This is a genomic window from Caulobacter sp. LARHSG274, assembly GCF_052871235.1.
Window position 1 is genome coordinate 696131 of the sequence record NZ_JBIXJO010000002.1, and the last position, 20493, is coordinate 716623.

Sequence of the window (20493 nt, forward strand, 5' to 3'; positions counted from 1 at the left end):
CCTAGAAGCGCAGGGTGAGCGAGCCGCCATAGGTCCGGCCGACGATGCCGCGGGCGTAGAAATAGCCCGAGGCCGCGTTCTGGGTCTGGCCCTGGCGCGGGTTGCCCTCGGTCAGGCCGACGACGTTGAAGATGTTGTCGACGTTGAAATTGGCCTGGAGATTGTCCTTCAGGTTCAGGGTGACGCCGGCGCTGGTCACCCCATAGGAGGGCAGGGCCACCCCGTTGCCGGAGTCGGCGTAGATCTTGCCGACGTACTTGTAGCGCGCATAGACCTCGCCCCGGCCGTTGGGCAGCTTGATGGCCGGCGTGATGGTGTAGAGCCGCGCCGGCGTCCGTTCGGGCCGGTTGCCGTCATAGGTCGGCTGCGGGACCCCGGCGAGGCTGAGGTTGTTGAGGGTGGGATCCTGGATCACGCCCGAGACATTGACCGAGAACCAGTCGACGGGCCGGACTAGGGCGTCCAGCTCGACGCCCTTGGTCTTGAGGTCGGCCAGGAAGCTGGTCTGCTTGGTGGGGTCGGACGGGTCGATGAAGTTGTAGAACTGGTTGTCGAAATTGGTCCGGAACACCGTCGCCGAGGCGTTGAGCAGGCGGCCATATTCGAAGCGCACGCCGGCCTCGTAGAGCTCGATCTTGGTGATCGGGTCGGTATTGTTGGTCTGGAAGCCGTTGGCGTAGCGGCCATAGACCGAGAAGTGGGGGGTGATCAGGTAGCTGGCGCCGAGCGTCCAGGCGACCTTGTCCTGGGTCCGGCGGGTGACGGTATAGGTCCCATCGAAGGTCGAGCCGACCGTTCGCACGACGCCGACCACGCCGGGCTGCACCGGCTGGTTGACGGCTGCGGCGTTGCCTTCCAGGTACTTGGCCTTGTCGCTTTCCCAGCGCACGCCGCCGTCGATGTGGATCTTGTCGCCGATCGCCAGTTCGTCGTTGGCGTAGAGCGACACCGACTTGTCGGTGCGCCGGCGCATGCCCGCGCCCCAGTCGCCATAGGACACCATCCCGTTGTCGCTCAGGGTCCCGATGACCTGGTTGTTGGCGTCCAGCGAGACGATGTCATAGATGTCGCTGTTGGTGCGGACGTCGTTAACCACCGTGGCGACGGCGGACTGGTTCTGCTTGCGGCTGACGTCGTAGTACTGGACCCCCGCGGTCAGCGAGTTCTGGAACGCGTCGCTGCTGTACTCCCAGCGCGCCCCGATGTTGGAGCCGAAGTCGTGGCCCGACTGATAGTCGTGGTTCAGCGTCGTCTCTTGCAGGAAGCCGTTGCCGTTCAGGGCGTTCAGGGTCGCGGTGTCGTTCGACCCGGTGACGACGCCGGTGCGCAGGTTGCGGATGCCGAAGCGCACCGTGGCCGGATAGGCGGCGGTTCCGGCGGTCAGCAGGTTGTTGATCGGCGAGGTCGCGCCGGGCGTCAGATAGGTCACCGCGCTGGCGAGACCCGCATTGCCGGTGCCCGAGCCGGGGAACAGGCCGTTGAAGTCGTCCTTCAGGTCCAGGTAGCGGGCCCGGGCGAACACTTCGACGCTGTCGCTGAGCGGCTTTTCGAAATCGATGCGCAGCTGCTTGGTCTTGACCCGCACCCCCTCGCTGAGCCGGAAATCGCGGAAGCCGTCGCTTTCGACGAAGGTCGACACCGGCACGGAGATCCGGTTGAAGGCGTCGCCGCCGACATTGCCGAACTGCGTGCCCAGCCCTGGAATGCCGTGGGGCTTGCCGTTGCTGTAGGCGTAGGGCTGGTCGGCGTAATAGGCGTTCTTCAGGTCGCCGATCTTGCCGGTCAGGCGCACGAATCCGCCGCCGTCGAAGCGGTATTCCAACATGCCCTTCAGGCGATAGCCGTCATAGTCGAAGCTGTTCTTGCGCACCCCGGGGCTGCTCTGGACATAGCCGCCGATGTTGAAGGCCAGGTTGTTGGCGATCGGCGCGGAATAGTAGAAGTCGCCGCGCTTGAGGCCGTAATTATAGCCCGTGGCCCGCACGACCCCCTCGGGCTTGTCGAAATTGGGCTTGCGCGACAGGAAGTTGATCGTCGCGCCCGCGCCGTTGACGGTCAGGATGCCCGAGGTGCCGCCCTTGACCGCTTCCATCCGATCGATGGTGACGTCTTCGGAGAAGAAGAAGTCCGCCCCGCCGCCCTGGTAGATGACCGGCAGGCCGTCCTCCTGCAGTTGGATGAAGCGTTGGCCGCCGCCCTGCAGGCCGCGCACCGAATAGTTGTTCGACAGCTCGCCGGCCGTGCCTTCGACGAAGATGCCGGGCACCAGCTCCAGCAGGTCGGCGGTCGACCGCGGGGCCTTGCGTTCGAGATCGGCGCGGGTGGCCAGGGTGATGTCGGCCGAGGCGGTGATCAGCGGCCGGTTGCGCGAGGTCATGCCGGTGACGACGACTTCGCTGACCGTCTGGTCGCTGGCCTCGGCGGGCGGCGCCGGTATCGGTGTCGGCGCTGGCGTGGGCGTCGTCTGAGCCAGGACCGGAGCCGCAAGGCCGCTGCAGCCGGCAAGCAGCAGGGCGCGAAGAGCAAGGCGTCTTTGCATGAATCCTCCCCAGGACAGTTCGGCGCCGCGCTTGAATTGCGGGTGCGCCGACGAGGCGATGCGGAACGATTGCAATCGGTTAGGTTTTGATTTGGCGGCAGTCGCTCCAGCCCGCGATTACGGTTAATCGCGCACAAGCCAGGATGGTTGCGTCGGAAAGAACCACGCGAGCGACAGGCCTGTGGATTACCGCTGAGCCGCTCATGGGCGGCCAGGCGTTTCCGACGTCGCGCGGCTGGCCCTAGAGGCCCCCGACCATCCCGCCCGGCAGCAGCTCGGCCCGTTCGGCCAGGGCCAGCTCGACCAGGGCCGCCATCACCGCCGCGGTCGGGGCGCGGGTGGCGCGGACCAGGTCGTCGCGGGAGACGGGGGCGGGGGAGAGCAGGCGGGCGATCTCCTCGCGCAGGGCGTCGTGGTCGATCTCGGCGCCGTCGTCCTCGGCCGCATAGGGGCGGTCGCGTTCGCGTAAGGAGGCCTGGCCCGACAGCGAGCGCAGCACGTCCTCGACGCCTTCGCAGAGGATCGCGCCCTGGCGGATCAGGTCGTTGGGGCCCTTGGCGCGGGGATCGAGCGGCGAGCCGGGCACGGCGAAGACGTCGCGGCCCTGCTCGGCGGCCAGGCGGGCGGTGATCAGCGAGCCGGACTTCAGCTCGGCCTCGACCACCACCACCCCCAGCGCCAGGCCGGAGATGATGCGGTTGCGGCGCGGGAAGTCCTTGGCGATGGCCCGGCGGTCAGGGGCGCTTTCGCTGACGATGCAGCCGCCCTCGGCGGCGATGCGGGCGTGCAGGGCGGCGTGCTCGGGCGGATAGATGTCGCAGACGCCGCCGCCGAGCACCGCCACCGTGCCGGTCGCCAGGGCCCCCTCGTGGGCGGCGCCGTCAACGCCGCGCGCCAGCCCCGAGACCACCACATAGCCGTGGCGGCCCAGCTCGGCGGCCAGCTGGCGGGCGAAGCGCTGGCCGCCGGCCGAGGCGATGCGGGCCCCGACGATGGCCAGGCTGGGTTGGGACAGGATCTCGGCCCGGCCCAGGGCCCAAAGCACCGACGGCGGCGGGTCGAGGGCGGCCAGGCGGGCGGGGAAGTCCGGCTCGCACGAACAGATCAGCCGCGCGCCGAGCCCGGCCCCGGTCTCCAGCTCGCCGGCGACCTCGTCGACGGGCGGCGGGCGCAGGGGCGTGGCCCGACCGGCCCGGCGAGCCAGGTCGGGCAGGGCTTGCAGGGCGCGTTCGGCGGAACCGAAGCGGGTCAGCAGATGGTCGAAGGCGACGGGGCCGACCGTCTCGGTGCGCGCCAGCCGCAGCCAGGCCAGGCGCTCGCTGTCCGAGAGGCGGCGCGGGATCATGCGGCGGGAGTCGGCGGTTCCGCCGTCTTCTTCTTGCCGATGCGCGGCTCCTGACCCTTCAGCAGCCGGCCGATATTGTCCTTGTGGCGGATGAAGATCAGCACCGCCATGAACAGACTCAGCGCCAGCATCGGATAGGGCTGGTCGGTGGCCAGGGCGAAGGGCGCGGCGAAGGCGGCGGCGACCAGGGCGGCCAGCGAGCTGATGCGGAACAGGAAGGCCACGGCCAGCCAGGTCGCCGCCGCCAGCACGCCGATCGGCCAGGCGGCGGCCAGCAGCACGCCGTAGAAGGTGGCCACGCCCTTGCCGCCCCTGAACTTCAGCCAGACCGGGAACAGGTGGCCGGTGAAGGCCGCGCCCCCGGCTAGGGCGACGATCGCGGGGGTGTCGTGGGTCAGCCAGCGGGCCAGCAGCACGGCGACCACGCCCTTGCCGGCGTCGCCCAGCAGGGTGATGGCCGCCAGGTCCTTGCGGCCCGAGCGCAGCACGTTGGTCGCGCCGATATTGCCCGAGCCGATCTGGCGGATGTCGCCGGCCCCGCCCAGCCGGGTGGCGATCAACCCGAACGGGATCGAGCCCAGCAGGTAGCCGCCGACGAGGGCGAGGCCGAGGGTCAGGTAGGCGGCGTGGGCGAGATCTTGCACGGAATGCGACCTATGGATGTGGTGAAGCTGCCCGGCGCGGCGGGCGGATGGCAAGGGCGAAAACGCCGGTTTTGGCGTTTATAGCGGAGCGGTCGACCGTCGCTCCAGCTTTTTGCCGAGAACCCGCCGCTTCGAAGCGGGCCAAGGGTCCGGCCGCACGCAAGCCCTAGTTCGGACGCAGCTCGACGCTGCGCACCACCATCGGCAGGTGGTCGGCCCGTCCGATCGGCGCGGGCGGGGTGATTTCCAGGCGCATGGCGTAGGGCGAGGCGGCCGGGTCGCGTTGGATCGTGATCGCGGCATGGCCGCTGGGACCCACCTGAAGCGGATAGGCCCGGCCGTCGACGACCAGGCTGGCGGGGCGGGCCTTGGCCACCGGCTTGTAGGCGATCGCGGCGACGTACCGGCCCGGGCCCAGGCCGACGTTCCAGCCCATCTTGTAGATCTTCGGCGGGTCGGCGTAGCCGTAGCCGTCGTGGCGGAGGAACGCCTCGCCGTTGGCGGCGACCAGGCGCGCGCGGCCTTGGCCGTCCGGCGCCACCGCCTTGGGGCGCACATGCAGGGCGCCCTCGAGCGGAACGGCGATCACCGGCATGAACCCGCCGCCCAGGCCCGCCGCCTGGCTGATATCGACCACGGCGCCGTCGGCGTCGGTCGAGACCGGCAGGGAAACGCCGGGGGCGCCCAGCACGGCCGCGTCGCCCAGCCGGGTGTCGACCACGCCCGGCAGCCGCAGCCGCCCGTCGGCCGGCGGCTTTTCGACGAACAGGTAGAGGGTGTGGGGGCCGACCGTGGCGTAGCCGAAGTCGAGCGCCTTGAACGGCTGGGCCCGGGTTCCGTAGATCGCCTGGCCGTTGGTCTTCAGCCAGTCGCCGACGCCGTGCAGCACCTCGGCTTCGAACGGCACCACGGCGCCGTCGCTCTCCGGCCCGATGTTGAGGATGTAGTTGCCGCCGGCGCTGACCACCCGGACCAGCCGGCCGATATGCTCGTGGATTTTGCCGCTCACGTCGCCGCGGACTTCCCAGGCGCGGTATCCCCAGGTGTCGGGGAACATCGAGGCCGGCGATTCCCAGGGCTCCTCAACGGCGACGCTGGGCTCGGCATTGTCGCCCATGACCGTGAAGTCGCCCTGGTGGTTCCAGACCCGGCCGGAGACCATGGTCTCCGGCTGCAGGCGGTGGACCGTGCGCTCGAAGTGAAGGCTCTGCTGCGGCGTCGGCTTGCCCATGTCGAACCAGATCTCGGAGATCGGGCCGTAGTTCGACAGCAGTTCCTTCAGCTGGGCGACATTGAAGGCTTCCTGGGCCGGCGTGATCGGGTTGCTGTTGCCCTCGATGTAGCGGTTGCCGCCGGGATGATGCCAGTCGATCGTCGAATAATAGACCCCGAAGGCGACGCCGCCGCGCTTGCAGGCCTCGGCCAGTTCCTTGACCAGGTCGCGACCATAGGGCGTGGCCTCGACGATGTTGTAGTTCGTCACCTTGGTGCCGAACAGGTTGAAACCGTCGTGATGCTTGGCGGTGATGACGATGTATTTCATGCCCGCCGCCTTGGCCAAGGCGACGATGGCGTCGGGATCGAACTTTACAGGATCGAATTGGCTGGCCAGGGCGGCATAGGCCTTGGGCGGCAGGTTGCCGTTGGCCAGGATCTGCTCGCTGTAGCCGTTGTCGATCCTGCGGCCGTTCCACTGGCCGCCGGCCAGGGAATAGAGGCCGAAGTGGATGAACATCCCGAACTTGCGGTCGCGCCACTGCTCTATGGTGGCCGGGCTCGGGCGCAGGGTCTCGGCGGCGGCGGCGGGCCTGGGCGAGGGCGCCGCCGTTGGGGCGGGCTGGGCGCCGAACGCGGCCGAACCGGCGTTGGCGCTGGCCAGGACGAGCAGCGCGGTGATCAGCTTTTTCATGGTCCCTCGCGTTCAGACCGGCATAACGCTGACGCGAAAGAGTCCGATCTTGCTCTTGCCGCCAGCGGCTCGGGAAAGTCTCAGACGCAGGTAGCGGCCGCGCGCCGGCGCTGCGAAGGGCGTCTTGATCCAGGCGCGGCGGCCCGCCATCGCATCCAGCGCCGCCGTCACGGCGGGTTCGCCCCACGCGCCGAGCGCCTCAGCGATCCAGACCTCACAGCTTTCCGGCGGGCCGGCCCCGTAGGGGAGCCACTGTCCCCGACTAAGCGCGACACCGGCGACATCGTGGGTGTGGCCCATGTCGATCACGATCTCCGTCGCCTGGCCGTCGGCCCCGATGAAGGTGTCCCCGTCCCAGGTCGGGCGCTGGTCGAGAAGCGCCTTGGCGTTTTCACCGTTGGCGGAAACGATGCGCCAATCGGACTTCAAGATCTCGAAACTGGCCATGACCGTCGCGCTGCGGGCGCCCGTCGTCGGCCGCACCGCGGTCGCGCGAACGACGCCGCCGCGGGACAGATCGAAGGCGCCGGCATAGAGGCGCGTCTCGGCGTGCGGCGGATCGGAGCCGAGCGTGTAGCGGATCTCCAGATCCTCGCCAAGCGCCGTGATCGTCACCCAGCCGCGATCGTCCCGGCTGATCACCGGATCGTCGATGAGTTCGGGCAAGCGATAGAGGCTGAATTCCGTCAGCACCGGCGAGGCCGCCGCCGACAAGATCCGCACCCGCACTTTTTGCGCTGTCGCCGGCTGATCCAGACGAATGAGGCGCTGGGAGGCGATGCATGTCTTGCGAGCGATCTGCCGCCATCCGCCGTTCGTCCAGGCTTCGATCGCGAACGCGTCGACGCGCGCCCCCAATTCGATCGCCTCGCGCAGCCGGATCAGATCGAAGGTGACCGGCGCGGGCAAATCAAGTTGCAACCAAGCGCCGGCGCGATCGTCCTCACGTGCGGCCCAGGCGCCATCCGCCCGCAATAGGGCTTCGGGCTCGAAGCCAGGCCCGAAGCTGCTGCTGGCGGCGACGACCGCGCCTTGATTGAGATTGCGGCCATAGGTTTGGTCCAGGATGGCGCGGAACCCTTGCAGCGCGGCGACATCCTGTTCGGCGATCCGCCCCTGCTGATTGGCCGGAGCGTTGAGCATCAGATTGGCGCCGCGCCCCGCCGAACTCAGATAGGTGCGCAGCAAATTCGCGGGCGAGCGCACCTGCTCGTCTTCGTCGGCGTGCCAGAACCAGCTGCGCCGGATCGAGGTGTCGGCTTCGGCGGGATTCCACAGCGCCCCGCCGCGGACGCCGGCGTTTCCCAGGCGCGGCGTGTACGGCGCGCGGCCCATGGTCGGCCAGCATGGATCGCCGGCCACGCCGTCCTCGTTGCCGACCCAGCGCACGTCGGTGTCGGCGTCGGCGAACATCACCGCCTGGGGCTGATGCTCGCGCACGAGGCGGTAGATCTCCGGCCAGCCGTAATAGGTGCGAGCGTCGATGTGGCGGGTTTCGCAGGCGCCGCCGTAATAGCCCTCGCCGCCATTGGCGCCGTCGAACCAGATCTCGGAAAGCTGGCCATAGCGGGTGAGCAGGTCGTGCAGCTGGCGATGATAATATTCGACATAGGCCGCTCGGCCATATTCGGCGTGATTGCGATCCCACGGCGACAGGTAGAGCCCGAATTTCACCCCGCCGCGGGCGCAGGCGGCCGCCATTTCCCCAACCACGTCGCCCTTGCCGTTCCGGAACGGACTGTTCCTGACCGAATGTTCGGTCAGCGGGCTGGGCCATAGGCAGAAGCCGTCGTGGTGCTTGGCGGTCAGGACGATCTGGCCGATCCCGCCGCCCTTGAACGCGGCGACGATCTGGTCGGCGTCGAGGTCGGTCGGGTTGAACACCGCGGGGTCTTCGTCGCCGAGCCCCCATTCCCGGTCGGTGAAGGTGTTGACGGTGAAGTGGACAAAGCCGACGACCTCGCGCCGCTGCCACGCCATCTGCCGCGGGGAGGGGACAGCGCCATAGGGTCTTGGGCTCAGGGGGGCGGCGAACGCCTGGGGCGCCATCGGGACCGCCAGCGCCGACACCATCACGTCGCGCCGCGACAGGGCGCCGTCCATCGGATCGATCATCGCTGGTCCCCCGGCCTGAGCTTGACGGTGACGTCCTTGCGGAAGCCGAACGGCTGGCCGGCGACGACGTGGAACACGACATTGAGCCGCCGCGGGCCCGGCTTCGGCGGCAGGGCGGCGGTCAGCGGCCCCTCGGCGGGCTCGGACTTGCGGGCGATCAGGTCATCGCCGTCGAACACCTCGCAGGCGCCGACCACGCGGAAGAAGTCGACCACGCCGCCCTGGGCCTGCATGCGGGCGTGCGGCGTGAACTGGGCCGAGCACAGGCAGTAGCCGTCGGCGGGCAGGGGATCGAGCAGGCCGCGGCCGCCGAAATCGGGCCATTGCAGCAGGTTGTCGTGGCGCTTGGCCAGGGCGTCCTCGTAGCGGGGCGTGGCCGGCGCCTGGTACCACCAGTCCAGCAGCATGAAGGAGGGCCCCGCCGCCTGGCGGGGCGGCGGCGCCGCCGCGACGACCCGCACGACGCCGCGACCGGGCCGCAGCCCCTCGGCGCTGGCCGTCAGGACCAGGTCGCCGGAGAAGCCCTCGCGGGGACGGACGATCACCTGGGCCAGGCCGTTATAGAGCGCCCGCCGGTCGCCCTTCTCCGGGTCGAGACAGTTGGGATCGCCATTGCCCAGGCCGATGATCTCGCCGCCCTCGACGGCGAAGCGCGCGAGCGGCTTGGCGAGCGGATGCGGACGGCCCTGGGCGTCGGCGGCCTCGATCCGGAACGCCACGGCGTCGCGTCCGTCGCCCCGGGCCCGGACCCGATCGGAAGTGACCTTCAGCGCCGCGGCCTCGCCGGTGGTCTGCACCCGGGTCCGCGCCGCGACGGCGCCGGCGCGATAGCCCACCGCCTCCAGCGTGCCGGGCGCATAGGCCACCGACCAGCTGTTCATCTCGAACGGGTCGACGCGCTGGCGACCCTGCGACATGCCGTTGAGCCGCACCTCGACCTCGTCGAGATTGCTCATCGCCATGACCTTGATCGGCTGGCCCTCGCGGCCGGCCCAGTTCCAGTGCGGGACCAGCCACAGCACCGGCCGGTCCTTCACCCACTGGGCCTGGTGGATGTAGAAGGCGGCCTTGTCGAAGCCGCACAGGTCCATGATCCCGAACTGCGAGCTGTTGGTCGGCCAGCCGCTGGGCGAGGGCTCGCCATGATAGTCGAAGCCGGTCCAGACGAAGCCGCCGGCCACGAAGTCGCGCTCAGCGATCGCCCTCCAGGCCGCGCGGTGCGTGTCGATGCCGATCTGGTCGTCATAGCTGTCGAGGACGTGGCGGCCCGGATCGCTGGCGTAGTCGCCGCGGGTCATGAAGGCCGAGGTGTCCTCCGACGAGATCATCGGCAGGTCCGGATGGGCGGCGTGGAAGGCGTCGTAGCTCTGGTGGTTGTAGTTGAAGCCGACCACGTCGACGGCCTGGGAAACATTGGCCGGCTCGAAATAGCCGCTGTTCATCGCCGCCGTCACCGGCCGGGTCCGGTCGAGGGCCTTGACCGCATGGACCATGCGCCGGACCATTTCGCGGCCGGCCGCGCTGCCCTGCATCGGTTCCTCGTTGAACACCGACCACAGGAAGACGCTGGGATGGTTGCGGTCGCGCTGCACCATCCATTCCAGCTGCGCCATGTACTCTGGCGTCGGGTTGAACTGCCGGTTCTCGTCCATCACCAGCAGGCCGTAGCGGTCGCAGAGGTCCAGCAGCACCGGGGAGGGGGCGTTGTGCGAGCAGCGGATCGCGTTGCAGCCGAGCTCCTTGAGCCGGCGAATGCGGAACGCCCAGATCGCGTCCGGGATGGCGACCCCGACTCCGGCGTGGTCCTGGTGCAGGCAGACGCCCTGCACCTTGACCGGCGCATCGTTCAGCAGCAGGCCGCGGGCCGCGTCGAAGCGGATCGTGCGGAAGCCGCAGGGCGTGGCGACCTCGTCGAGGCAGGCCTCGCCGTCCATCAGCCGGGTGCGGACGGTGTAGAGCGCGGGCGCAGCGATGCTCCACAGCCGCGGCGCGGCGACGTCGAGGGTCAGCCGGGCGACGGCGGAATCCAGGGCCGGGACGGCCAGGCCCACGCTCTGCGCGGCGACCACGACGCCGGCCGGGTCGCGCAGCTCGGTCATGACCGTCACCGGCCGGTCGGCGGCGGCGATGCTGGCGACCGTCACCTCCACGGGGACCGTCCAGCCACGCTCGCCCTTGACCGGGTTGGCGTAGACGCCGTCGGTGGCGATATGCACCGCCTGGCGCTTGAGGATCCGGACGTCGCGATAGAGCCCGCCGCCCTCGTACCACCAGCCCTCCATGGCCTGAGCGTCGACGCGGATGGCCAGGCTGTTGGCGTTCTCGCCGTAGCGGGCGAAGGGGGTCAGGTCGATGCGAATAGCGTTGTAGCCGCTGAAGTTGCGGGCCACGATCGTGCCGTTGAACCAGACGGTGGCGAAGGTCGCCGCGGCGCCGATCTCCAGCTCGATATGCTTGCCCTCGTCCTCGGGCGCGAAGCGAAGGGTGTTGCGGTACCAGGCCAGGCCGCGCCGGCGGTAGCCCTGGGCGCGGTTGGCGTTTGGCTCGATCGGCTGGAAGCTGACGAAGTCGTGCGGCAGGGTGACGGTCGGCCATTCGGAATCGTCATAGCCGGCGGCGGCGGCCCCCGAGGCCTTGCCGGCCTTGGCGTTGTCGTAGGAGCCGTCCTGGGTCAGAATCTCGGGGAAGGGGATGTCGCCCTCGTGGAAGCGCCAGCCCTTGTCGAGCAGCAGGTCCTGGCGCGGCGAGGGCGAAGGCGCGGGTTCGGCGCCGAAGACCCTGGCCCCCGGAAGCGCCAGGGCCGCGGCCGCGCCGGTCGTGGTCAGCAGGAAGGCGCGGCGGTCCAGCGGCGGAGGCATGGCGCTCACCCGCCTGCGGGCTTGGGCTTGACGATCCAGTCGTGGGCCGGGTCGTTGCGGAACCTCCATTCGCGCTTCGGCCCGGCCATCACGTTCAAATAGTAGAGGTCGTAGCCGAACGGGGCGCCGACGGGGTGGTAGCCGCGGGGCACCATGACGACGTCGCCGTCCTCGACGCTGACGGTTTCGTCCAGGCTGCGGTCGTCGGTATAGACCCGCTGGAACGCGAAGCCCTGGGGCGGGTCGAGGCGGTGATAATAGGTCTCTTCCAGCGCCGTCTCGCCCTCGCCGGCCGTGTCGTGCTTGTGCGGCGGATAGCTCGACCAGTGGCCGCCGGGGGTCAGCACCTCGACCACCAGCAGGCTGTGGGCCGGCGCGTCCTGGGGCAGGATGTTGCGGACATGCCGGGTGTTGGCCCCTGCGCCGCGCACTTCCCGGGTCATCGCCTCGCCCGGGATCAAGCGCGGCGAGAAGCCGGACGCGCCCGGCGCGGTGCAGAGGGCGATCTCGGCGTCGCCGGAGGCCTCGATCCGGAACTCGGTTTGCGGCGGAACATAGACCGCGCCCGGCGGGGTGTCGTCGAACACCCGCAGGCGCCCGCCGACCGCTGCGAAGGTTTCGCCCCCGGCGGTGATGTCCGCCGTCCCGGCCAGCACGACGACGCAGGTCTCGCGAGCCGGCTCGCAGGCGGCGTAGGTCGCGCCGGCCGACAGCTTCAGCACCCGGAAGCCGACATGCGACCAGCCCGCCGACTGCGGCGTCACGTCCAGGACCACCCCCGCCGCATCGGGCGGGGCGGGGCGCACGCGCAGCCGGCTCATCCGCCCGCTCCCGGCGCCAGGCCCGAGGCCAGGGCTTGCCGTTTCAGGGTCCCAAGGCCGAGCTCGGCATAGGCGCGCGGGTCGGCCTTGGCGGGGTCCTGCTCGGCCTCGAGGATGACCCAGCCTTCATAGTCCTGGCGACGCAGGGCGCGCATCAGGGGGCCGTAGTCGATCTCGCCGTCGCCGGGGACGGTGAACATGCCGGCCAGCACGCCGTCCAGGAAGCTGTCGCCCCGGGCGGCGACCTGGGCGAACACCTCGCGGCGGACGTCCTTGCAGTGAAAATGCCGGATGCGTTCCGGCCAGGTCTCGATCACCGCCAGCGGATCGATCCCGCCCAGCACGGCGTGGCCGGTGTCCAGGGTCAGGCCCACCGCGTCGCTGGTCGCGGCGATGAAGGCGTTCAGGTCATCGGCGTCCTCGACCACGGTGCCCAGGTGGTGGTGATAGGCTAGGGCCAGGCCGTGGCCGGCCACATGGTCGGCGACGGCGCTCAGGCGCTGGCCGAACGCGTCCCACTGGTCCGGCGCCAGGCGCGGCCTCTGCGCCAGCGGCATGGCGCGGTCGCCGTGAATGGCGTTGCTGGTCTCGGCGATGATGAACACCCGGCAGCCCATCGCCTTCAGCAGCGCCAGGTGCGGCTGCAGGGCGGCGATCTCCTCGTCGGCCGTGCGCGTCAGCAGCGAGGCGCTGTACCAGCCGCCCACCAGCTTCAGGTCGAAGCCGTCGAGCAGCGGCCGCAGTTCGGCGGGGTCCTTGGGAAACCGCCCGCCCAGCTCGACGCCGGAAAAGCCCAGCTCGGAAATGTCGCGCAGCACGTCCTGCAAGGCGGTGTCGGCACCCAGTTCGGGCATGTCGTCGTTGATCCAGGCGATCGGGCTCACGCCGAATTCGATGGTCATGGCCGCCCGTCCTTCCTGATCTGCGCGAGCCTGTCTTCATAGGCGCCGCGCGCCGTCTCCGCCCCGACCGCCACGTCCCACCAGGCGCCGCCGGCCTGGGTGGCGCGGCGGGGGTCGGTGCGGATCACGATCACGCGGGTTTGGGTCGCGGCGCGCGCCCGCTGCACGGCGGCCTCGAGGTCCTGGACGGTGTCGACCTGCTCGGCCTCGGCGCCGAGCGCGCGGGCGTGGGCGGCGAAGTCGATGGCCGGCAGTTCGACGTGCAGGCAGTCGGCGAGCAGGTTGTTGAAGCCTTCGCCGCCGCTCGCCCGCTGCAGGCGATCGATGCAGCCGAAGCCGCCATTGTCGAGTACGACGATGATCAGCTTCAGGCCCAGCATCACCGAGGTGGCGATCTCGGAATTGAGCATCAGGTAGCTGCCGTCGCCGACCAGGGCGCAGACCTCGCGCTGGGGCTCGGCCATCTTGACGCCGAGGGCGCCGGCGATCTCGTAGCCCATGCACGAATAGCCGTACTCGACGTGGTAGCCGCCCGCCGCCCGCGTGCGCCACAGCTTGTGCAACTCCCCGGGCAGCCCGCCGGCGGCGGCCATGACGACGGCGTCGGCGGGCAGGGCGCGCTGCAGGGCCCCCAGCACCTGGGCGTCGGAAGGGGGGGCGTCGGAGGGCCCGGCGTCGTCGGCCGCGAAGGCGGCGTCGGTCACCTCGCCCCAGCCGGCCTTGGCCTCCTGCAACCTGTTGAGCCAGGCCTCGGGCGCGCGCCAGTCGCCGAGCCGCTCCGACAGCGCCGACAGGGCCGCGCCCGCGTCGGCGGTCACCGACAGGGCCCCGAACTTGGCCGCGTCGTGGCGGTTGGCGTTGATCTGCACGATCCGCGCCCGAGGATCGAACAGGGCGGCCGAGCCGGTGGTGAAGTCCTGCAACCGCGTGCCGACGCCGATGATCAGGTCGGCGGTGCGGGCCGCGTCGTTGGCCGCGCTCGTGCCGGTGACCCCGACGCCGCCCAGGTTGTTGGGATGGTCCCAGGCGATCGCGCCCTTTCCGGCCTGGGTCTCGGCGAACGGCAGCCGCCGCGCCAGGGCCAGGGCCGCCGTCGCGTCCTCCGCCCCGGAATATTTCACGCCGCCGCCGAGCACCAGCAGCGGCGCGGCCGACTCGTGCAGGGCCGCCGCCAGGTCGGCGATCTCATGCGGATCGGGCGGCGGCGCGCGGATGCGCCAGACCTGCTTGTCGAAGAAGCGCTCCGGAAAATCGAAGCTCTCGGCCTGCACGTCCTGGCACAGGCTCAGGGTCACCGGGCCGCAATCGCCCGGATCGAGCAGCACCGTCATGGCCCGCGGCAGCGCCTTGAGGATCTGCTCGGGACGGGTGATGCGGTCGAAATAGCGCGACACCGGCCGGAAGCAGTCGTTGGCCGAAACCGTCCCGTCGGCGGGATCCTCGATCTGCTGCAGCACCGGATCGGGGCGGCGGCTGGCGTAGACGTCGCCCGGCAGGAACAGGACGGGCAGGCGGTTGACGTGGGCCAGGGCCGCGGCGGTCACCATGTTGGTCGCCCCCGGACCGATCGAGGTGGTGCAGGCCATGGCGCGCCGCCGTTTGGCCTGCTTGGCGAAGGCGATGGCGGCGTGGGCCATGGCCTGCTCGTTGTGGGCCCGGTAGGTCGGCAAGGCCTGGCGGGCGGCGGAGAGGGCCTCGCCCAGGCCCGCGACATTGCCGTGCCCGAAGATCGCCCAGACGCCGGCGAAGAACGGCGTTTCCACGCCGTCGCACGCGACGTGCTGATGCGTGAGATAGCGCACCAGGGCTTGGGCTGTCGTCAGCCGCAGGCTGCTCACGCCGCGCGCTCCTCCGCCTTGAGGGCCGCGCGCCAGGCGTCGATCAGCACCTGGAATTTCTGCGACAGACGGTCCACGGCCTCATCGTCGGTGATCGCATTGGCGAACCAGAGCATGGCGGTCTCCTGGAACAGGGTGCGCCCGACGGCGAAGCCCTTGATGCAGGGGAACCGCGCCGCGACTCCAAACCCCCGCACCAGATCGGCCTCGGGCGCATTGAGCCCCAGCAGCAGGACGCCGCGGCAATGGGGATCATGGGCTTCGATCGTCGCCTGCACCAGCGCCCAGCTCCCCACGTTGAGCTGCGGCTCCAGTTTCCACCAATCCGGGCGGACGCCGATGGAATAGAGCCGCGCCAGGGCCCGGCCGAGGGTGGTGTCGTCGGCCGGCATCTCGGCCGGCGGGATCACCTCGAGCAGCAGTTCGTGGTCGGTCTTGCGGCAGGCGTCCTGCAGCCGCAGCAACTGCCGCTCCTGCTCGGACCTCAGGGGCTCGGGATCGTCGGGATGGTAGGAGACCAGGCACTTGACCACGTGGTTGGCGGGCCAGGTGGCGATCTCCATGCCGACATCGGCCGAGGACTCGAACGTGATCGGGCGCGATTTGGGAACCTCGATCGCCCGCCCGATCCAGTAGGGATAGGCCGCGGCCTCGACCAGGGCGTCCTCGCCCAGCCGCCCGTCGAGCAGCACGCCGAACGAGCCGTCGCCCGCCGCCGCGGCGTCGACGGCCTTTAGGGCCAGGCGTTTGAACTGGGCGATGCGGCCGGGCTCGGCCCCTTGCTCCTGCGCCAGTTGCTCCAGCTGGACGCGGTGGTCGATGGCCAGCACGTTGAGCACGTCATAGTGGCGGCGGCGGCGCTCGACCCAGTTGAGATGGTCGAGAGCGTCGCGGGTGGCCGCGTCGATCGGCCAGCGCCCGGCGTTCATGAAGATGTCCAGCTCGGCCTGGGTGGGCATGGCCGGGCCGCAGGGATGGCGCGAGGCGACCAGGGCGCCGCAGGCGTTGGCGCGGCGCCCGCAGGCCTGCAGGTCCTCGCCCCGCAGCCAGCCGCTCAGGAAGCCCGCGCAGAACGCGTCGCCCGCGCCCAGCACGTTCAGCAGGTCGATGGCGAAGCCCTGGACCTGGAGGCCGTCGTCGACGATCGGGCCGTCGAAGATGGCGCAGCCGCGCGCGCCCTGCTTGCAGACGATGACGGCCGGGGTGGCGGCGCGGATCGCGCGCAGCGACTCGGCGACGGTGTCGGCGCCGCCCATGATGCAGATCTCTTCCTCGGTGCCGACGATCAGGTCGCACAGCGAGGCGATGGTCATCATGGTCCGGGTCACCGCCTCGGCGGCGACGAAGCGGTTTTCGCCCTGGTCCCGGGCGGTCAGGCCCCACAGCACCGGGCGGTAGTCTATGTCGAGGGCGACCTTGCGGCCGGCGGCCTTGGCGAGCTGCGCCGCGCGCAGCGAGGTGGCATAGACATTGTCGCGCGACAGGTGGGTGCCGCTGAGCAGCACGGTCCCGGCCCCCTGCAGCCAGTCCGCGTCAATCTCGGCCGGGGTCAGCGCCATGTCGGCGCAGTTCTCGCGGTAGAAGATCAGCGGGCAGACCTCGGGCTCCAGGATGCCCAGGATCACCAGGGCGGTCAGGCGGTCGGGATCGAGACGGACGCCGCGGGCGTCGACGCCTTCCTGCTCGAGCGATTGCAGGATGAAGCGGCCCATATGGTCGTCGCCGACCCGGGAGATCAGCCCGACCTTCAGGCCCAGGCGGGCCGCGCCGATCACCGTATTGGTCGGCGAGCCGCCGACATATTTGGCGAAGGTCGACATGTTCTCGAGGCGGCCGCCGATCTGCTGGCCGTAGAGATCCACGCCCGCCCGGCCCAGACCGATCAGGTCCAGCTTCGGCGCCTGCCCCGCCGCGTCGCCGCCCGGGGCGCGCGCCTGACTCTCGTTTCGCTCAACCACGCATGGACCCCAACTTGCCCGCAACCGTCGTACAGTTGGAAACTAAATTCCATTCGTTCTCAAAATGCAATTACCATTTCATAACGAAGCGTGGAACGGCGCTCGGCGCTGCGTCGCCGACAAGGGGGAGGGCTAGCCGCCCTTGCCTTCCTCGGGCGGGCGGGCGGTAACGCGGAAGGCGTAGGCGATGACCAGGCTCTGGGCCAGGCACAGGGAAACGGCGAGCGAGCGGAAGTTGCGCACCTCGGCTTCGCGCACCAGAAGCACCTCGCTGGCCAGGGTCGCCAGCGGGCTGACCGCGGAATCGGTGATGGCCAGGATCGGCGCGCCGCGCTCGGCGGCGATCCGGGCGCAGGCGATCGTCTCCTCGGCATAGGCGTGGTAGCTGACGGCCAGCAGCAGGTCGTCCGGGGTCAGGGTCCGGGCGGCCTGGGCGTGGAAGCCGCCGACCCCGTCGATGAACACGGTCTTCTTGCCGATCTGCTGGAACGAATAGGCCAGGTACGAGGCCACCGGAAACGAGCGCCGGGCGCCGGCCACATAGATGGTGTCGGCCTGTTCGAGGCGGTCGACGGCGCGATTGAGGGTCTCCTCGCTGATCGCTTCCTTCAGGTTGGCCAGGGCCAGCGTATCGGCGTCGGCGTGCTCGGCCAGAATGCCGGCGTCGTCGTCGGCGGCGCTGCGGGCGCGGGCGAACTGCCGGACCCGCTCGCCATAGGCCAGGTCGACCCGCCGCGAAAGCAGGTCCTCGCGAATCAGCCGCTGCATCTGGTTGGCGCCGGAAAAGCCCAGGCTCTTGGCGAAGCGGACCACCGCCGAGGGTTGCACGCCCGAGCGCTGCGAGACCAGGGACAGGGTCTCGAAGGCCAGGTCGTCGGGCTGGTCCAGCACGTAGCGCGCAACTTGCTTCATGCGCTTGCTGAGACCGTCATAGACTTCGAGGATCTGGGCGCGCAGCGCTTCAGCAGTTTCGGGAGGCGCCGTCATGCATGGGTCCGCTTATCATATAGGCGATAATGTCCTGGCGGAGGGCTCGGCGCCACGACGGCTCGCCATGCCAAGCCCTAGACCAAATCATGCCGCCGTCAAATGCAAAAGTGTTGCAAATTCCACATTGACATAATTTGGAATATTCTTTCCAAATCGACGCCGACCTGAACGGTAAGATCTTGCTGGAGTCCGGATGTTTCCCATAGCGGTAATCGGCGCCGGACGCATCGGGCGGATCCATGCCCGCAACGTCGCCGCGCACCCGGAACTCGTCCTGGCGGGCGTGTCCGATCCGGTCGCCATGACGGCGGCGGAGGTCGCGGCAGAGACCGGGGCGGCGGTTCTTTCGTTCGAGGCGGTGATCGGCGATCCCCGGATCCGCGGGGTCATCATCGCCAGCCCGACCCAGCAGCACCTCGCCCAGGCCGCGGCGGCCATCGCCGCCGGCAAGGCGGTGCTGTGCGAAAAGCCGCTGGACCTCGACCTGGCCAAGGCCCGCGCCGCCGAGGGCGCCCTGGGCGGCGGCCAGCCGCTGGTGCTGGGCTTCAACCGCCGCTTCGACCGCCATTTCGCCGGCCTGAAGCAGCAGCTGCTGGCCGGCCGGATCGGCGCGCTCGAATCGCTGCTGATCATCAGCCACGACCCGGCGCCGCCGCCGGCGGAGTACGTCAGGACCTCGGGCGGCCTGTTCAAGGACATGGCGATCCACGATTTCGACATGGCCCGCTTCCTGCTCGATGAGGAGCCGGTGGAGGTGTTCGCCAGCACCGCCTGCCTGGTCGATCCGGCCATCGGCGCGGCCGGCGATGTCGACACCGCCAAGACCATCCTGAAGACCGCCTCCGGCAAAATCTGCGTGATCAGCAACTCGCGCCGTTCCGGCTACGGCTACGACCAGCGCATCGAGGCCTATGGCGCGGGCGGGCTGCTGAGGGCCGACAACGTGCTGGAGAGCACGGTGTCGCACTGGGGCGGCGAAGGCGCCCAGGCCGACCGCTTTCAGAACTTCTTCCTCGACCGCTACGCACAGGCCTATCGCGCCGAACTCGACCACTTCGTCGAGGTGATCGCCGGGCGCAGCCCGCCCGCGGTCGGCTATCGCGACGGGGTGAGGGCGCTGGAGCTGGCCGAGGCGGCCGACGCCTCGGCGCGCAGCGGCCAAAGCGTGAAGGTGTAGCCGGTGTCCGCCAGCCCTCAGCCCGCCGATCTGCCCGGCCGCGTCGCGCCGGACCGCGCCATCGGCTTCTGGGGCGCCTTGTCGACCAACATTCTCAACATGGTCGGGATCGGGCCCTTCATCACCATTCCCCTGGCCCTGGGGGCGATGGGCGGGCCGCAGGCCCTGCTCGGCTGGGTGCTGGGCGCCTTCATCTCGCTGTGCGACGGCCTGGTCTGGGCCGAGCTGGGCGCGGCCATGCCCGATTCCGGCGGCTCCTACGTCTATCTCAAGCGGCTGTTCGGCGAGCGGGGCCTGGGCAACATGCTGGCCTTCCTGCTGCTCTGGCAGACCCTGGTCAACGGTCCGCTCAACGTCGCGGCCGGGGCGGTCGGCCTGACCAACTACGCCAGCTACATCTTTCCCTCGCTCAGCCACGGCGCCCTGATCGGCGTGGCCGCGGTGCTTTGCCTGGTCAGCACGGCGCTGCTCTATCGCGACATCCGCTCGGTGCAGCGCATCTCCCAGGTCACCACCTTGATCGTCATCGGCGCCCTGGCCTGGATCATCCTGTCCGGCGTCTTCCACTTCCACGCCGCGCGGGCGTTCGACTTCCCGCCGGGGGCCTTCACCCTGCACACCGGCTTCTTCGCCGGCCTGGGCACGACGACGCTGATCGCGATCTACGACTGCGGCGGCTACGCCAATGTCTGCCGCCTGGGCGGCGAGGTGAAGAACCCGCAGCGCAACATTCCGAACTCGATCATCGCCTCCATCATCCTGATCGCCCTGCTCTATATCGGGCTCAACCTGTCGATCCTGGGCACCATGCCCTGGCGCGAGGTCGTGGCCTCCAAGGCTGTCGTCGCCGACTTCATGCACGCCCTCTACGGGCGTACCGGCGGGGTCATCGTCGCAGGCCTGATCATGATCGCCGGCTGGGGCTCGATCTATGTGGTGCTGCTGGGCTATTCGCGCGTGCCCTACGCCGCCGCCGCCGAGGGACGGTTCTTCAAGCCCTTCGCCGCCCTGCACCCGAAGGGGCATTTCCCGACGGTGTCGCTGGTGTTCATGGGCGTGGCCTCGGCCGTGTGCTGCCTGGTCCGGCTCGACGCCCTGATCGAGGTGCTGATCGTCATCCAGACCCTGTTCCAGTACAGCGTGCAGTGCATCGGGGTCATCGTCCGGCGCAAGGCGCTCAAGGAAATCGGCATGCCCTACAGGATGCCGCTGTTCCCGCTGCCGGCCCTGCTGGCCCTGGCCGGCTGGATCTACATCGTCACCACCAGCAAGCTGATCTACATCGGCCTGGGCGTGGTGCTGTTCGCGGTCGGCAGCCTGATCTTCCTGCTGCTCGCCCACCGCCGCAAGGAATGGCCGTTCGCCGTCCCGATCGTCCAGCCGGCCGGGGCCTGACC

Annotated in this window: 13 protein-coding genes; 2 read left to right on the forward strand and 11 right to left on the reverse strand. The window is 69.8% G+C overall.

Translation table 11 applies throughout. The features are described from left to right. Position 1 precedes the first annotated feature (1 nt). The 11 genes from ACIPQB_RS07595 to ACIPQB_RS07645 form a co-directional block, all read right to left on the reverse strand. The gene (locus ACIPQB_RS07595; RefSeq protein ID WP_446484594.1) at positions 2 to 2539 is read right to left on the reverse strand and encodes a TonB-dependent siderophore receptor; all 2538 of its coding nucleotides are present in this window, start codon (positions 2537 to 2539) and stop codon (positions 2 to 4) included. A gap of 241 nt (positions 2540 to 2780) precedes the next feature. Beyond that, the gene (gene dprA / locus ACIPQB_RS07600; RefSeq protein WP_446484595.1) at positions 2781 to 3884 is read right to left on the reverse strand and encodes a DNA-processing protein DprA; all 1104 of its coding nucleotides are present in this window, start codon (positions 3882 to 3884) and stop codon (positions 2781 to 2783) included. Then, entirely contained in the window at positions 3881 to 4528 is a 648-nt protein-coding gene (gene plsY, locus ACIPQB_RS07605) for a glycerol-3-phosphate 1-O-acyltransferase PlsY (RefSeq protein WP_446484596.1), read from the reverse strand. The genes dprA and plsY overlap by 4 nt, the downstream gene beginning before the upstream one ends. A gap of 166 nt (positions 4529 to 4694) precedes the next feature. Beyond that, entirely contained in the window at positions 4695 to 6437 is a 1743-nt protein-coding gene (locus ACIPQB_RS07610) for an alpha-L-fucosidase (protein WP_446484597.1), read from the reverse strand. Between the two features lie 12 nt (positions 6438 to 6449). After that, positions 6450 to 8552, reverse strand: a complete 2103-nt coding sequence (locus ACIPQB_RS07615; protein WP_446484598.1) for an alpha-L-fucosidase — start codon at positions 8550 to 8552, stop codon at positions 6450 to 6452. Next, on the reverse strand, positions 8549 to 11410 hold the full coding sequence (gene galA, locus ACIPQB_RS07620) for a beta-galactosidase GalA (RefSeq protein ID WP_446484599.1): 2862 nt from the start codon (positions 11408 to 11410) through the stop codon (positions 8549 to 8551). The genes ACIPQB_RS07615 and galA overlap by 4 nt, the downstream gene beginning before the upstream one ends. Positions 11411 to 11415: 5 nt before the next feature. After that, complete coding sequence (gene iolB / locus ACIPQB_RS07625) at positions 11416 to 12231, reverse strand: 5-deoxy-glucuronate isomerase (protein WP_446484600.1); 816 nt, start codon at positions 12229 to 12231, stop codon at positions 11416 to 11418. Then, on the reverse strand, positions 12228 to 13133 hold the full coding sequence (gene iolE, locus ACIPQB_RS07630) for a myo-inosose-2 dehydratase (RefSeq protein ID WP_446484601.1): 906 nt from the start codon (positions 13131 to 13133) through the stop codon (positions 12228 to 12230). Before iolE ends, iolB begins: the two co-directional genes overlap by 4 nt. Next, positions 13130 to 14971: a 3D-(3,5/4)-trihydroxycyclohexane-1,2-dione acylhydrolase (decyclizing) gene (gene iolD, locus ACIPQB_RS07635; protein WP_446484602.1), complete on the reverse strand. Its 1842-nt coding sequence runs from the start codon at positions 14969 to 14971 to the stop codon at positions 13130 to 13132. The genes iolE and iolD overlap by 4 nt, the downstream gene beginning before the upstream one ends. Continuing rightward, positions 14968 to 16929 (reverse strand): bifunctional 5-dehydro-2-deoxygluconokinase/5-dehydro-2-deoxyphosphogluconate aldolase, encoded by a 1962-nt coding sequence (locus tag ACIPQB_RS07640; protein WP_446484603.1) that lies wholly within the window; start codon positions 16927 to 16929, stop codon positions 14968 to 14970. Before ACIPQB_RS07640 ends, iolD begins: the two co-directional genes overlap by 4 nt. Before the next feature lie 132 nt (positions 16930 to 17061). Next, positions 17062 to 17916, reverse strand: coding sequence for a MurR/RpiR family transcriptional regulator (locus ACIPQB_RS07645; protein ID WP_446484604.1), 855 nt, complete (start codon positions 17914 to 17916; stop codon positions 17062 to 17064). A 196-nt stretch (positions 17917 to 18112) separates the two neighbouring features. Here ACIPQB_RS07645 and iolG point away from each other — a divergent pair, with 196 nt between their 5' ends. After that, positions 18113 to 19096 carry an inositol 2-dehydrogenase gene (gene iolG, locus ACIPQB_RS07650; RefSeq protein ID WP_446484605.1) on the forward strand — a complete coding sequence of 328 codons (984 nt, stop codon included), beginning with the start codon at positions 18113 to 18115 and terminating at the stop codon, positions 19094 to 19096. 3 nt (positions 19097 to 19099) lie between these two features. Beyond that, a complete protein-coding gene (locus ACIPQB_RS07655; RefSeq protein ID WP_446484606.1) occupies positions 19100 to 20491 on the forward strand; it encodes an APC family permease in 1392 nt (463 codons plus the stop codon). The last annotated feature ends 2 nt before the right edge of the window (positions 20492 to 20493 follow it).